This is a genomic window from Falsihalocynthiibacter sp. BN13B15 (assembly GCF_041205415.1).
Lineage (GTDB): Bacteria > Pseudomonadota > Alphaproteobacteria > Rhodobacterales > Rhodobacteraceae > Falsihalocynthiibacter > Falsihalocynthiibacter arcticus.
Genome location: NZ_JBGFCE010000016.1, coordinates 42,594 through 58,072 on the forward strand (window position 1 = coordinate 42,594; position 15,479 = coordinate 58,072).

At 52.0% G+C, this 15,479-nt stretch carries 12 protein-coding genes; 11 read left to right on the forward strand and 1 reads right to left on the reverse strand.

Annotated elements, in window-relative coordinates; translation table 11 throughout:
• Window positions 1-438: 438 nt before the first annotated feature.
• From AB9F26_RS19560 to AB9F26_RS19585, 6 genes are all read left to right on the forward strand, one after another.
• Complete coding sequence (locus AB9F26_RS19560) at window positions 439-1,662, forward strand: nucleotidyltransferase family protein (RefSeq protein ID WP_369768835.1); 1,224 nt, start codon at window positions 439-441, stop codon at window positions 1,660-1,662.
• Window positions 1,659-3,311 (forward strand): ABC transporter ATP-binding protein, encoded by a 1,653-nt coding sequence (locus AB9F26_RS19565; RefSeq protein WP_369768836.1) that lies wholly within the window; start codon window positions 1,659-1,661, stop codon window positions 3,309-3,311. The genes AB9F26_RS19560 and AB9F26_RS19565 overlap by 4 nt, the downstream gene beginning before the upstream one ends.
• Window positions 3,308-5,212 carry an asparagine synthase-related protein gene (locus tag AB9F26_RS19570; protein ID WP_369768837.1) on the forward strand — a complete coding sequence of 635 codons (1,905 nt, stop codon included), beginning with the start codon at window positions 3,308-3,310 and terminating at the stop codon, window positions 5,210-5,212. The genes AB9F26_RS19565 and AB9F26_RS19570 overlap by 4 nt, the downstream gene beginning before the upstream one ends.
• 512 nt (window positions 5,213-5,724) lie before the next feature.
• Window positions 5,725-6,594, forward strand: a complete 870-nt coding sequence (locus tag AB9F26_RS19575) for a hypothetical protein (RefSeq protein WP_369768838.1) — start codon at window positions 5,725-5,727, stop codon at window positions 6,592-6,594.
• Window positions 6,591-6,869: a PqqD family protein gene (locus AB9F26_RS19580; RefSeq protein ID WP_369768839.1), complete on the forward strand. Its 279-nt coding sequence runs from the start codon at window positions 6,591-6,593 to the stop codon at window positions 6,867-6,869. Before AB9F26_RS19575 ends, AB9F26_RS19580 begins: the two co-directional genes overlap by 4 nt.
• A gap of 35 nt (window positions 6,870-6,904) precedes the next feature.
• Window positions 6,905-7,192 (forward strand): hypothetical protein, encoded by a 288-nt coding sequence (locus AB9F26_RS19585; protein WP_369768840.1) that lies wholly within the window; start codon window positions 6,905-6,907, stop codon window positions 7,190-7,192.
• Window positions 7,193-7,565: 373 nt separating this feature from the next.
• Here the strand turns inward: AB9F26_RS19585 and AB9F26_RS19590 are convergent, their stop codons facing one another.
• Window positions 7,566-8,633, reverse strand: a complete 1,068-nt coding sequence (locus AB9F26_RS19590; protein ID WP_369768841.1) for an IS630 family transposase — start codon at window positions 8,631-8,633, stop codon at window positions 7,566-7,568.
• A 323-nt stretch (window positions 8,634-8,956) separates the two neighbouring features.
• Between AB9F26_RS19590 and gmd the strand changes: the two genes are divergently transcribed.
• The 5 genes from gmd (at window position 8,957) to AB9F26_RS19615 (ending at window position 15,430) form a co-directional block, all read left to right on the forward strand.
• A complete protein-coding gene (gmd, locus tag AB9F26_RS19595) occupies window positions 8,957-10,078 on the forward strand; it encodes a GDP-mannose 4,6-dehydratase (RefSeq protein ID WP_369768842.1) in 1,122 nt (373 codons plus the stop codon).
• A 3-nt stretch (window positions 10,079-10,081) separates the two neighbouring features.
• Window positions 10,082-11,056: a GDP-L-fucose synthase family protein gene (locus AB9F26_RS19600; protein ID WP_369768843.1), complete on the forward strand. Its 975-nt coding sequence runs from the start codon at window positions 10,082-10,084 to the stop codon at window positions 11,054-11,056.
• A gap of 21 nt (window positions 11,057-11,077) precedes the next feature.
• Window positions 11,078-12,499: a mannose-1-phosphate guanylyltransferase/mannose-6-phosphate isomerase gene (locus AB9F26_RS19605; protein ID WP_369768844.1), complete on the forward strand. Its 1,422-nt coding sequence runs from the start codon at window positions 11,078-11,080 to the stop codon at window positions 12,497-12,499.
• A gap of 136 nt (window positions 12,500-12,635) precedes the next feature.
• On the forward strand, window positions 12,636-14,762 hold the full coding sequence (locus AB9F26_RS19610) for a YjbH domain-containing protein (RefSeq protein WP_369768845.1): 2,127 nt from the start codon (window positions 12,636-12,638) through the stop codon (window positions 14,760-14,762).
• Window positions 14,759-15,430: a YjbF family lipoprotein gene (locus AB9F26_RS19615; RefSeq protein WP_369768846.1), complete on the forward strand. Its 672-nt coding sequence runs from the start codon at window positions 14,759-14,761 to the stop codon at window positions 15,428-15,430. Before AB9F26_RS19610 ends, AB9F26_RS19615 begins: the two co-directional genes overlap by 4 nt.
• The last annotated feature ends 49 nt before the right edge of the window (window positions 15,431-15,479 follow it).

A 15,479-nucleotide genomic window follows, 5' to 3' on the forward strand; every position in this document is an offset into this window, starting at 1 on the left:
ATTAGATAATTCTTCGCCGAATAAACCTGACAAAGTCCCTTGAGTTCTGTCGCCCAAAAAGTATTGTCCTTTTTCAACACGCAGCCTATCGACAATATTTGCGATAGCGAAAAATGATACATTCACAATTAGTCCGCACCATTCAATCTTGAGGGGCAAGCCCTACCTAGTTAAGCTCTGCGTTCATCTAAGTGTCCCTAGGCCTGTACAATGCTACTGTACCAAAAAATATCGAAACAATGTAGACGATGGCCAACTCGATTTTTGTTATGGACGCGCGACCGGTTCAAGAACACGGATACTGAGGTAGTGAATTCACTAATTGAATTTGAACCTCCCCAGAAACTGAGATACCAAGTCGTTTACAAAACTGTGAGCTATTTAATAATTATTGTACTGATTTGAGCAAATGAACAATCTAGGATTCTGGTGAAAACGTTGTCGGAAAATTCTCCCGCCCCATATAATATCGATTTACCGCCTCAAGCTGAGGACGCTGGGAAAATCCCAGTCTCTATTTCGAATTCGGTGGGTACGGACGCCTTAATTCTCTCTGCTTTGACGGGAAAGATTGATAGGTGGCCCGACCAGTCTGTGGCACCTGACGCCGAGGAACTGCTTGAGAGAATAAACTTTCATGGTGTGGCTGGACTGCTCGCCACCGCGCTCGAAGGGGTGCAAAATGTTCCTGAAAGTCTAACCAAAGACCTTCGGGACAAGCGGCTTCAATATCTCTTCTGGGAGGATCGCCACCGGCATTTTATTGGTCGGGCGATAGGCATCCTCTCAGAGGTCGGGATAAGACCCATCATAATTAAGGGCACCGCGTGCGCCTATTCTGTATACGAATCCGCTGCCGACAGGATCCGAGGGGACACAGACATTCTGGTACCTTTTGCTGAACGTATTCACGCTGGTGAAATCTTGGTCGACCTCGGCTTTGTGCGCGGCCTGACTTTCGCACGCACTCGCGGCGCCTCACAAGCTAGCTACGCGCTTGAAGAGGGCCTAGGCTGGTCACACTCGGTCGACCTTCATTGGCAAATTAACAACTCGGCGTGCCTTTCTCAGCTTTTCTCGTGGGATGAGTTGTTCTCGCGTTCAGCACCCTTACCGTCTCTCTGTAATGCAGCACGGTCTCCCGCACCGGTTGATGCTATCTTAATCGCCTGTTTTCATCGCCTCGTTCATTTAAGATCTCCGTATACTGTTGATGGCCACTCTTATTATAGTTCTGATCGGCTAATCTGGCTCGCGGATATCGATTTGCTCACGAAGGGCCTGACCGAGGCGGACTGGACAGATTTAGTTCATCGAGCGCGTAAAAAAGGCCTGGCGCGGATTAGTTTGTCCGGCATTACCGCAGCTACCGCAGCGTTTGGCACCAAAGTTCCACCGGATGTGTTGGACGCACTGGCGGAACCAACCAAAGTTTCTCCGGTAGAAACCTACCTCAACGGGAAAAGCTTGACTCGCTTCAAGCTAGACGTTGCTGCGCAAACTGGCGTGTGGGGCAAAATAGCCTTCATTGGCGAGCATGGTTTCCCGCCTGCAAGCTACATGCGCGCTCAATTTGGACGCGGCTTACTGCCGATGCTCTATATGAAACGCGGCATCCAGGGAGTCGGAAAGCTATTTTCCGGCGGCAATCGCCCGTCATGAAGCTAAGCCAGCTGATCAGCCTTGCGCGTCCCTACCAATTCTCACTGACTGTCGTGGCTGGCTTTTTAGTCGTCGAGACGGTTGTCGCCTTGGGAGTACCTTGGCTAGGAGGAAAATTCGCGTCGGGTATTCTGGCCAAACAGGGGTTGAATATTGATGCTGTCCTAGGCGGAATTATTGGACTTTTCGCGGTCCGTTCTTTGTTTGCCTATTTCAGAGGGCTAGTTCTCATTGAGACCTCGGCCAAGATCATAACAGATCTGCGCCAGAAGATTTACGACCATATACAGAGCTTGCCGCTTGGCTATTTTCGAGCGCGCAAACAGGGTGATATCCTGTCATTCGCCGTCTACGAAGCTGAGCAATTGAGCTCATTTCTGACCTCAACAATGACAAGCATCCTGCCAAATCTGATTGCCGTTACCGGCGCGGTAATTCTCATGGCTGCTATCGATCCAGCTCTTGCGGGTATCGTATTGGCGCTGATCCCGTTGTTTTACATTGGCTTACGCTTGATTGGGCGTAAGCTGCGGCCACTCTCGATCCAAGTGCGTGACGCATATGGGGCTTTGGTTTCTACCGTGGATGAAAACATTTCCATGATGCCTGCAATCAAAGCCTACACCCGCGAAGCCACCGCTTCGTCCGATAATCTCGATCGAGCTGAGTCGTTGCGCTCTCTTATCGTCCAACAGGGTCGCATCTCCGCACTGCTTACGCCCCTCATCCAATTTTTCGCGCTTGCGACAATGGTTGTCTTGCTGCGCCTTCTTGGCGACCGGGTAACGGGCGGAGAGATGTCGGTCGCCGATTTTGTCAGTTTCCTGCTCTATGCAGCCTTTCTGACGGCTCCGTTTGCGTCCCTAGCGGATCTCTGGGCGCAGACACAACTCACCCGCGGTGCTCTGTCTCGACTAGAAGAGTTGTTCGCCGAAACGCCCGAGGATTTTTCCCCAACAATGTGCCTAGACTCAGTCAAAGGAGATATCAGGTTTGAGGGAATTCACCTTACCTATCCTGGTCGCCACCAAGCGCTGTGCGGTGTTGACCTTCATATTTGCGCTGGAGAAACCGTGGCGATTACCGGCCCCAATGGGGTCGGGAAAAGTACGCTGATAAACCTGCTTATGCGGTTTGATCAGCCGGATCAGGGGCGGATATTGATCGACGGTACCGACATTGCGGATATTGACCTCAAGAACTTGCGGAGTCAAATCGCTTTGGTCTCCCAATCTGTTCTGTTGTTCCATGCCACGCTACGCGAAAACATCGCCTATGGTTTACCCGGTGCCAGCGACGCGGCCATTGAGGCAGCGGCCCATAGCGCACAAGCCCATGACTTTGTTATGGCCCTACCACAGGGGTACGAAACCGTTATCGGCGATCGCGGGGTACGGCTATCGGGTGGGCAAGCACAGAGAGTGGCGCTGGCGCGGGCGCTGCTTAAAGACCCGGCTGTACTTGTGCTGGACGAGCCAACCGCAATGTTCGACCCAGAAGGCGAAGCGACCTTTATCGCTGCGGCCCGTGCTGCCTTTGCCGATCGCACGGTTATCCTAATCACCCACCGGCCAGCCAGTCTTGCCCTTGCGGATCGGGTCGTGGGCTTGGCAAAGGGTAGTGTCATCAGTGATCGGAAAATGAAATGAGCGGAATCGCGGGTATTATTCGCTTTGACGGCGGACCAGTCAATCAAGACCTTGTCGCGCGCATGACACACTCCATGGCGTATCGCGGCCCTGACGGGATTTCCCATTGGGCGGACGAACACGCAGCGCTTGGGCATTGCATGTTGCACACAACGCCTGAATCCCTGGAGGAGACACAACCGCTCGCCAATGAAGATCAAACCTTGCATTTGGTTATGGACGGCCGCGTCGATAATTGGGAAGAGTTGCGCCGCCTGCTCAAGGCCGAAAATGCCCGCCTGCGAACCCGCTCGGACGCCGAACTTGTGTTGCGCGCCTTTGAGAGGTGGGGCGACGCCTGTCTAGAACACATCGACGGCGACTTCGCGCTCGCGATCTGGGATTCCCGCCAGCGCAAGGTGTTTTGTGCAAGAGACCGCGCAGGATCAAAACCGTTCGTCTTCTATTGGGACGGCAATTGCCTCGTTTTCGCCTCCGAAATCCAAGCCGTCTTAGCGGGACCGAACGTGCCACGGAATTTGAACCAAGGCACAGTAGCGGAAAATCTTACTGTGCAATGGCTTTCGCGAGATGAAACGCTTTGGCAGGGCGTATCGCGCCTCATTGCGGCGTGCCATATGACCGTTGATAAAAACGGCCCGAGGATCAAGACATACTGGCATCCGGAACAAATTCCCCTGATCCACTTTCGCAATGAAAGCCACTATGTTGAACGATACCGAGAGGTCTTGTTTGAGGCCATTCGCCAGCAATCCCGCTCGCATCGCCCCGTCGGCTTTGAAGTCAGCGGCGGCCTAGATTCATCGGCCATGTTTTCTATCGCCGATGAATTGCATCGGGAAGGTCGATTGCCCGCCCCCGACATTGCTGGCTACACCCTCAAGTTTGACAAAGGAACAGAGGCATATGAACTCGACTTTGCATATGCTGTCGGCGCGCACCGTGGTCGCACGATAACTGAGGTTCCCCCAACCTATCGTTCGGTTGCGTGGCTCAAAAGTGAAGCCGCAAAACTTGGCACTGTTCCCAATCTCCCAAATGCCCTTATGCAGCTAGGCATGTATGAAACCCATGAACGCAACGGAGGAAGGGTTATTGTGAACGGCATGGGCGGCGATCAATGGCTCGATGCCGGCGAAAACGACCTCGCGGAGTGTTTGCAACTTGGTGATTGGCGCGCTTTTGGCAAAAGCTTTAGGGCGGATTATAATGACCGTGGCGGGGCACGTGCACTCTATGGTCTGTTCCGACATGGCGTTTATCCAAACTTGCCCTCTCAGGTGAGAAAGACCGCTCGGTGGGCGCTACAACGCGAAGAAGCGCATACCCGTCGAAACTACCCTTGGCTTTCGCCGCCCATGCAAGACCTCTTAAAGGAACGCCTCAACAAGAATCAGGCCATGCAAGCCAAGTCGCAATCGCACCTTAGGATTGGCCTGCGAGAACGCCTCATGTCACTTCAAGGGGGCTACCCCTCTTTTGCGCGAGAAACCATGGAGCGAATGGGAAGCATGGCGGGAATTGAATATCGATCGCCCTTCTACAGCCGCGCGTTCCTTGAAATGGCGCTCGGGTTACCGCTCACACAATTGCGTAAAGCTCAACAAGACCGCTTCGTGCATCGCCAAGCAATGAAGGGCCTATTGCCCGAAAATGTTCGGCTCCGTGCATCCAAGGCTGACTTTGGGGTGGCTTCCGAGCCCTACAAACAGGATCTCGCACTGATACCCTTTCCGACAACCCTGCCTGATAAAGAGTGGTTTTCACCACAAGGGTTTTCAGAGTTAAAACGGAACGTTTTAGAGCCGGGAACTGGAGCCCGTGTTTTTACTGTGGGGATATTAATTTGCGTTGCATCCGTCTGCGAAATAACCGAATATAACGCGTTAGTTACAAAGTAATGTGAAAAGGGCGATCCTCGATGAAAAAGAAAGAAACAGAAAAAAAAGCGTACGCCGCCCCCAAAATTCGCTCATTAGGTACTCTGCATATGACGACTCAGGGATCAAAATCGAATGGAAACGACGCTGGAGCCGGCAGAAAAAACCGTTAATCTCAGTTTATTAGCAAAGCCAACGTGATAATTGGAATTTTTTGGATAGAACTAAAAAAGGGATTTTAAGGGGCGCACTATATGGAGCTGCGGCGCTCGCAATTAATTTTCTTCGTTTTTATTCTCTCCTGCAAATGTCGAAAAAAACAATCTCCTTACAGGAGTTTTGACACGCTGCGGTAATAGTCATTGAGTGAGCGAATTATGGCCGAGGTTTCTAGTGATTAGAGTTTTAGGACATAAACACCTGACAAAACCGATCGAATCTATGCAAACCTCTATTTTGGATCGGGCCAAGGCAGTAAGAGAGCTTAGAGCCAGCCGGTCCTCGTCTTGTAGGTACGGCGCGGCGGGAACTCCATGGTGATCGACGACCTCGTTACAATGCCGCCACGCCCTCAATCCCCGATGAATGTTGCCCCGTTCCACAGTTGGACAGCGCCAGATGGTGTGGTTTGGACGAACTTTTTCCGCGATCAGGGTGGCTTCCTTTTGCGGTTTCCGGGATTGGCCGACTTTCAGGTTGCATCGGATGGATCCAAGGCTTTGTGCTGGCTTGTTCCTGGCAACGATGCCAGCACGCAAGAGCATCTCTTTCTCAATCAGGTTCTTCCCCTTATGCAGAGCGCGCGCGGCGAGCTTTACTTTCACGCCAGCGCTGTGGAATGTGACGGCGACGCAATTGCGTTTTTTGGAACATCCGGGCGCGGGAAATCAACTCTGGCGGCAAGTTTTGCGATTTCTGGCAATCGCTTCCTAACGGATGACGGCTTCATGCTTGCGCGAGCCCCTGATGGTTTTACTGTGCTACCCAGCCATCCTTCAGTCCGAATGTGGGATGATACTAAGGCCGCACTGGGCGCCGATTTGTTGGCAATGGCTCCGCCCGTCCCCTTCACAGATAAGGCACGTGTTCTCGCCGGAGAACGCCTGCCGCATTGCGCAGATCCGCGGTCGCTAGTTGCTGCCTTTTTCCTTGGTTCTGGCGATACTGACGAAATAAGTTTCCGGCGCATGCGTGGTACCGACGCGCTTACTAACTGGATGTCAAATATATTCTTATTGGATGTGCAGGATAAGAACCGGATTCGTCACAATTTTGAGGCCGTGGCGGAGATAAGCGAAACGGTCCCTTCTATTGCACTCGATTATCCACGCCGTTACAGTGAACTTGGCGACCTGCGTGCTGCAATCCTTTCCGCCACTCGTGACTTAAGGGGAGTCAAATGACCCCAGATTCAATTTTCGAAATTCCGGTCCATATAGTTTCTCGGCTAGTCGACGGTGATTTGGTTTTGCTTGACCTAGAAAGTGGCGTCTATTTCGGTCTCGATCCAGTTGGAGCCTCCGCTTGGACACATATTTCCGCAGGGGTCCCGTTTTCCGCCATTTGCTTAGCAATGGAGGAAGAATATGAGGTCGAAGCCGATATCCTTGAACAAGACATTCGCGAACTTTTGGCCGATCTCGAAAAGCTCAATCTGATCGAGATGCGCCAGAATTAGTGCGGGTAGATCTGGCAATGTCAGGTCAAAAAGGAATGTCCACACACACTGGTTTTTCTAAAAAGCTCCACAAGGTCGCCGCCCTCAAGATGTCAGACTGGCGTGAGGTCTTAAATGCTTCCAAGGCCTTATTTGAAGCTCGAAGTGTTTTCACCCGCCTACCCGCCAAAAGTATTATTGCCCATCTACAAGCACGAGAGGAAATGGACGCTCCGAATTCAAAAAAACCAGACGACGATGCAAGCCTACGGGATTTGGACGTGGACGCCAGCCTGATGCGTTTAGAATGGGCGATTTCGGGCGCCGCGAGCGTATTATTTTAGCGAACGGACTGCCTTATTCGCGGCATCGCGGCCGACAAAATCTTGCGTCGCAGGGACTTGGAGCGTGTTTTCTAGGGGTACCGAAGCACTCTTACGGTGGTTTAGGTGCTCACGCGTGGATGCGCTGTCGAGGTATTTCCGTTGCTGGCGGAGAGAGAAAGGAATTCGAGGGGCTAATTGGCCCCGAGGAAATTAAAGGTGCTGAGTAGATCCATTTGTATCCTGTGCCGTGCCCGACCACTTAAGCTGCAGCAAGCGGTTGTTGAAACTGGTTCACATTACACCCATTTCGCCAGCGCTCTAATTCAATTCAAGAAAACCTCAACTTAAGAAATATACTCCTGAGCCTGAATTGACCTGAGGTTCCGCCTCCTCAAATCACTTTGTATTCCTTGAGTGATACGACGCGGAAGTTGTCGGTGACGGTGTCGCGGAACTCTGGCCATTTTTTTGGCAGTATGGTGCGGAAGAAGTCGAAAATCGCCTCGGTGAACTGGTTGAACGTTGCATAGTGCCTATTGTGTGTGACCCAATCGTGCATGACGCCCCAAAGGCGTTCGATTGGGTTGAGATGCGGGGCATATGCTGGCAAGAAATGCAACTTCACCCGGCGTTCTGGGCTGTCGAGCCATGGCTGAAGTATCTTGGCATGATGATAGCGGGCATTGTCGACAAAGACATGGATGGTCGTCATGGTTTGGTTGTTGCGCTCCAACTTTTCCAGCATCTGTTGGGTTGTCTGGGCATTGATCTTTTCGCCTTCTACAAAGGTGAACTGGAATGTCTCAAGGTCAAGCGCACCCTGAATATTGAGCCGCTTGCGCCCAGATGTCGCCTTCAGGGCCGTCTTTTGTCCCTTGGGGAACCAGCCATGGGCGGGGCGGCTCTGGTGTTCGGGGTGGACAGCGTCCGAAAAGACAACCATCTCATCTGCGGCCAGCCCGTTCATCAGGGCCTCGTATTGGGCAATAAACGCCGCCTGTTTGGCTTCATTGGCCTGTGCAGGCAGTAATTGTGGTTTCTTATACGCGAACCCCAAGCGGCGCATCAGCTTGGCCGCTCCCGAGGGGCTGTAGCTTTGGCCGCACTCTGCCAGAACATAGGCACAGACCTCATCTACGTTCCGGGCCGGATGTTCGGTGAAATGGGCTTTCAGCACCTGCTCTTGCACGACGGACAAGTGGCCCTGACGCTGGCTGTAGTCCTTTAAGCCGAAAAATGACAGCCCCGCTCCGGCAAAGGCAAATCGCCATTCCGTCAAAACTGTTGGGCCAATATCCAATATCCGGCAAACCGTTCCTGCGTCTTCTCCTGCGTCCAGAAGAAGGAACGCTCGCGCACGTTTCCACACAAGGGCATCAACTTTGCGGCGGCGAAAAAGCGCTTCAAGTGCTATGCGCTGCTCGTCGGATAAGGAGACTGTTTTGTATTGCTTGCTCATACGCTCAGAATACAGACCGCCGCGCCTGTGGCCATGCGGCGAAGTGAATCGCAGGCAACAAAATCGTCAGGGCAATTCAGGCGCAGAAGTATATAAGAAATATTCCGCCAATAAGTGGCCAAGACACTGCGCATTATCTGTCCAGCGACACGCCCTTCCCCCAAACGCCCGATAACACCGCCTATCGGCCCACCCTTGTTTTTCCCGCATTTTGGGCCCTTGCCAGAAAGTCCTCCTCTCTCCAAAACAACGGGTGTCCGAGAGCATAAAGCTCTGATACCAAGCTATCTGAAAATTAGGCACATTTTTTGAGGCAATCATATATGACAAAACGCGCATTGATCACAGGAGTGACGGGGCAAGACGGTTCCTACTTAGCTGAGTTTCTTTTGGAAAAGGGCTATGAAGTCCACGGTATCAAGCGGCGTGCCTCATCGTTTAACACGCAACGGCTGGATCATATTTACGAGGATCCGCATTTGGGGCACTCAAATTTTAAATTGCACTATGGCGACCTCTCTGACAGTTCCAACCTGACGCGGATCCTGCAGGATGTGAATCCAGACGAAGTTTATAATCTTGGGGCGCAATCCCATGTTGCCGTGAGTTTTGAAGCTCCCGAATATACCGCAGATGTTGATGCGATGGGGGCTTTGCGTTTGCTCGAAGCGATCCGTTTTCTTAAGCTTGAGAATAAGGCGCGTTTTTATCAAGCGTCTACGTCTGAGCTATATGGTTTGGTCCAAGAAACCCCCCAAACCGAGAAGACACCATTCCACCCCCGCTCGCCTTATGCCGTCGCGAAAATGTTCGCCTATTGGATTACAGTTAACTATCGTGAAGCGTACGGAATGTACGCCTGCAACGGCATCTTGTTCAATCACGAGAGCCCCCGTCGCGGCGAGACATTTGTGACCCGCAAAATTACGCGCGGCTTGGCAAACATCGCTTTGGGGTTGGAGGCATGCCTTTATATGGGCAACATCGATGCGCTGCGCGATTGGGGCCACGCCAAAGATTATGTGCGGATGCAATGGATGATGCTCCAACAGGACAAACCCGAAGATTACGTCATAGCAACCGGTGTCCAATACTCGGTTCGGCAGTTCATCACATGGTCTGCAGCCGAGTTGGGGATCACGCTTCGCTTTGAGGGTGATGGCCTGACGGAAGTTGCTGTCGTGGACAAAATTGAGGGTGACAAAGCTGCGGCCTTAAACGTCGGCGATGTTATAATGCGGATTGATCCAAGGTATTTCCGCCCTGCCGAAGTTGAAACGCTTTTGGGTGATCCGTCTAAGGCCAAAAAGGAACTTGGCTGGGTTCCCGAAATTACGGTGCAGGAAATGTGCGCCGAGATGGTAGCCGAAGATTATAAAACCGCGCGGCGCCATTCCCTCTTGAAGCAACACGGCATGGACCTTCCCATTGCGACCGAGGGTTAGGCCATGAAAATTTATGTGGCTGGGCACCGCGGCATGGTTGGTGGTGCGATTTTGCGCCAATTAGAAGCCCGCAAGGCCGCAGGCGCTGACCTTACGCTTATTACGCGCACCAGCAGCGAACTGGACCTGACGGATCAGCGGGCTGTGCGGGACTTTATGACCCACGAACGGCCAGACCAAGTGATTTTGGCGGCGGCGAAGGTTGGGGGCATCATTGCCAATAACACCTACCCTGCCCCCTTTATTTATGAAAACCTCATGATCGAATGCAACATCATTCATCAGGCTTTTGAAGCGGGCGTTGCCAAGCTTCTTCAGTTGGGGTCGAGTTGTATTTACCCAAAGCTGGCCGCGCAGCCGATGCGCGAAGACGCGCTTCTTACAGGGGTTTTAGAGCCAACAAACGAACCCTATGCCATCGCAAAGATCGCCGGAATTAAACTGTGTGAAAGCTATAACCGACAGCATGGCGTGGACTATCGCTCTGTCATGCCGACCAATCTTTATGGCCCCGGAGATAATTTCCACCCAGAAAATTCGCACGTGGTGCCCGCCCTTATGCGTCGACTGCATGTCGCAGCACAAGACGGTGCGAACGAAGTTGTCATTTGGGGCACCGGAACACCAATGCGCGAGTTTTTGCACGTGGATGATATGGCCGCAGCCTCGCTTTTTGTGATGGATTTGAATGCGGCCGATTACAAACGCGAAACCCAAGAAATGCTCAGCCACATCAACGTGGGCTCAGGCACTGACGTGACGATCAGGGAACTCGCGGAAACGATTGCAACGGTTGTGGGCTTCAAAGGTGCGTTGCGGTTTGACACGAGCAAACCGGATGGCGCCCCCCGAAAATTGATGGACGTCAGTCGCATGGATCGCCTAGGTTGGTCCTACAAAATTCCATTGGACGCTGGGATTCAAGACACATATCAATGGTTTTTAAAGCAGCGCGACAATGACTTGCGTGCAAAATAAATTAAGAAAAGGTCGAACATCATGATTACACCTGTCCTACTATGTGGTGGTTCTGGAACCCGTCTTTGGCCTTTGTCGCGCAAGAGTTATCCCAAGCAATTTGTCCCTTTGCTGGGCGATAAAACGCTTTTTCAAGCGTCAGCAGAACGGCTGTCGGGAACGGACTATAACGCGCCCCTCATCCTCACCAACTCAGATTTTCGATTTATTGTGACCGAGCAGCTTGCTGAAATGGGAATGGATCCGGGGGCTATTTTGATCGAGCCTGAGGGCCGCAACACCGCTCCTGCTGTTTTGGCTGCGGCCATGTGGCTTGAAAAAACGGATCCGGATGGATTGATGCTTGTGGCCCCCTCCGATCACGTGGTTCCAAACACCGATGCGTTTCGGGAGGCGGTTCAAGCCGGTGTCGCATCAGCAAAAAGCGGCCAGTTGGTCACGTTCGGGATCAAACCAACGCATGGCGAAACCGGGTATGGCTACCTTGAATTGAGCGAGGCACCGGCAAAAGTTGACCTCTCGACCATGCCTTTAACACGGTTTGTCGAGAAGCCTGATCAGGCGCGGGCGGACGAAATGGTTGGCGCGGGAAATTTCCTTTGGAACGCGGGTATTTTCCTCTTTTCCGTCCGCGCGATTTTAGACGCTTTTAAAGCGCATGCTCCTGACCTCATGACGCCCGTTCAAGCGGCCGTTGATAAAGGAAAACCCGACCTCGGATTTTTGCGCCTAGACCCCGAAGCTTGGAGGAGCGTTGAGGACATTTCGATCGATTACGCCGTTATGGAGCGCGCGTCCAATTTGTCGGTCGTTCCCTTTGCCAAAGGGTGGTCGGACCTTGGGGGCTGGGACGCTGTGTTGCGCGAATCCGTGCGGGATGAACGGGGCGTTGCCACGTCTGGACCCGCAGTTGCGCTCGATTGCGACGACACGCTGCTTCGGTCTGAAGACGACGGGCTCGAAGTTGTGGGCATTGGCCTGCGCAACATTATCGCGATTGCGATGCCCGATGCCGTTTTAATCGCGGACTCGCGCCGCGCACAGGATGTAAAACTCGCCGTCGCGGCGCTGAAAACAAAAAAAGCCCGCCAAGCGACGGCCTTTCCCAAAGACCACCGGCCTTGGGGTTGGTTTGAGAGCTTGGTCATTGGCGACCGTTTCCAAGTGAAACGCATTGTCGTCCATCCGGGTGCGGCGCTGTCCCTGCAAAGTCATCATCACCGCTCCGAACATTGGATTGTTGTTGAGGGCACGGCCAAGGTCACAGTGAATGAGGACGTCAAACTTATCAGTGAAAACCAATCGGTCTATATTCCTCTTGGCGCGGTGCACCGCATGGAAAATCCCGGGAAAGTTCCAATGGTTCTGATTGAAGTTCAAACGGGAACATATTTAGGAGAAGACGATATTATTCGCTATGAAGACGTTTACGCGCGGTCCTAGGGCACAACTCAATGTGACTCGGCAGCACCATTGCCGCCCCAAGTTGCATATATATGAGTTTTCGTATGCTCCTTGGCCCGTTTTGACCTATGAAAGCCCCAACGACACGCAAGTCATAATAAGTGAGCAAATTTAAGTGTTGAAACGGGGCCTATTTACGAGCTGTGTCGCTGCAGTTGCGATTCAAGCTAATGCGCAGGACGGCTTTGCGCCTACCTATAACCTTTTTGGAACAACGGGGCTTGTTGATATGCCATCTGCGCAGAGCGCCGCCGATGGCGAACTCGCCTTCTCGATCTCCAAAATCGGCAACCAGCAACGCAATTCCCTGACGTTTCAAATCACACCGCGTTTGTCTGGAAGCTTCCGTTACACAATTACTAAACCGTTCGGTTCCCCAGACGGTGAAAACTTTGACCGTAGCTTTGATCTGCAATATCGATTTGTCGATGAGGGGGAATTCCGACCGGCTATTGCCGTTGGACTCAGAGATTTGCTCGGAACAGGCCAATATAGCAGCGAGTACTTTGTCACCACGAAAAACGTCTCCTCAAAAGTGCGCGTTACGGGCGGTATTGGTTGGGGCCGCATGGGCACGTATAATGGTTTCACAAATCCATTGGCAGTTTTTGGCGATAGTTTCAAAACGCGCCCTGACTACGACGCAACAGCTGGTGGGCAATTTAACTCAGTTCAATGGTTCAAAGGCGACGCAGCTTTCTTCGGAGGTGTCGAATGGCACCCAACTGACAAGCTCTCCTTAAAGGCCGAATACTCTTCAGATGCCTATACTGGCTATTACGGTGAACGCAGTGGCATTGATCACAAGTCACCTTTTAATTTCGGACTAGACTATCAAGTCACCGCAAACGCCCAACTTGCAGCCTATTATACCTATGGTTCAACGGTCGCCCTCCAATTCAACTATTCCATCAACCCTAAAAATCCTCCTGCCCCCAGCGGGTATGATGGCGCCCCAACACCTGTGCTTGTGCGCCCATCGCTTTCGGCGAATCCCCAAGCTTGGTCCACCAATTGGGTGAATAATTCCAGGACGCCCAACGCCCTTGAGGCTAATATGAAACGAGCCCTAGGCAATGAAGGCCTAGAGTTAGAAGGCTTTAAATACACCAAAAACAGCATCATAATTCACTATAAAAACAATACATACTGGACAGAAGCGCAGGCGATTGGGCGTGCCGCTCGTGCCGCGACTCGGGGGCTCCCGAACTCAGTAGAAAAGCTAACGCTCGTTCCAGTCGTCAACGGTATGGCAACGACTGCCGTCACCCTAAACCGCACAGACATGGAGAACTTGGAGAACGTGCCAGACGCGTCTTGGAAAAGCTATGTGCGCGCCAGTTTTCAGGATGCCGAACTTATTGACGACAGTGGCTTACTCTACGTTGAGGATGCCTATCCAAGCTTAACTTGGGGGCTTGGACCATACATGGCTATTGGGCTGTTCGATCCAGACGCCCCCTTTCGCGCAGACTTTGGTGTAGAGTTAAGTGGAACATATGAGCCAAGTCCGGGTGTCCTTTTATCAGGAGCTGTTCGAAAAAGAGTGGTTGGGAACCTGAACAGCGCCGATCGCCCTTCAGAGTCTGTCCTGCCTCACGTTCGGTCCGACTATGCCCTTTATGACAAGTACGGCGATCCCGAAATTACCTATTTGACGGCGGAATACTTCAACCGCCCAGGGACAAGCCTATACACTCGCTTCTCTGTCGGGCTTCTAGAAGAAATGTTTGCGGGCGTATCCGGTGAAGTGCTGTGGAAGCCCACAGACAGCCGACTCGCATTGGGACTAGAAATGAACTACACATCTCAACGCGACTATGAGCAACTTTTGGGAATGCTTGATTACACCATCGCTACGGGACATGCCTCAGCCTATTATACTTTCGCTAATGGCCTTTACGGACAAGTGGACGTCGGGCGGTATTTGGCGGGTGATGTTGGCGGGACTCTGTCGGTTGCTCGAGAGTTTAACAACGGTTGGAAAATTGGCGCCTATGCAACCCTTACAGATGTTTCTGCAGAGGACTTCGGTGAAGGCTCCTTTGACAAAGGTATTACGATTGAAATTCCTCTTTTCTGGGCCCTTGGCAGACCCAACAAAACCAGTCAGGAAATTGTCATTCAACCCGTTACCCGCGATGGGGGGGCACGCCTAAATCTAAACAATCGGCTGTATGGCTTGGTGTCCAACCAAAGTGAGCCTTATTTAAGTTCTCAATGGGCGAGGTTCTGGAGATGAGTGTATTGCGAAAAACACTCGTGCTGTTTGGTTTTTGTTTTATTTTACAAAGCTGCGGAAACGACGGACAAAAGGAGTTTTACGCAGGCCTTTGGGACACAGCAAAAGAGAGCATTCCAAGCAAAAAGAATGACGATCAGGCCTCAGAAAAGGCGGCGTCAAATGCACAAGTCCTGGCTCAGATTGATCAACCTTTGATCCTTGCCTCCTCGGGCGAAGTGAGGACAGCACTGGTTCGGGTGAGTCTAAACGGTGACTACGAACAGTGGCACTCATCGGGGAAAATTGGCTTCACGTTTAAGGACGGTCTTTTGACAGCGACGAGAGGCCTTGGAGGCGATCTCATGAATGCCGATGTACAAGAAAGCCTCGCGCGCCTAAAATCCAACAGTTCGCAATCAGCCACTCGCGTTCACAGATACCTGAGTGGTGTGAACACAATTGTTTTGCGAAGCTTCGTGTGTTTTCTAAGGTCGGAAGGACCTGAAAATACATCCGTTTCTGGAAAATCGGTCCGCCTTACGCGCGTTGTGGAAACCTGCGAGAACTCCGACTCAACTTTCAATAATATTTATTGGAGAGATCAAAGAAGTGGTTTCATTTGGAAATCAAGTCAGTGGATTAGCACGGACGTGGGGGCTTTTATCTTTGAGCGCGCCTTTAGGTAATGGAATAACTGGAACAGGTTATGTGGCTTGCAAAACCTGTCAAAACATG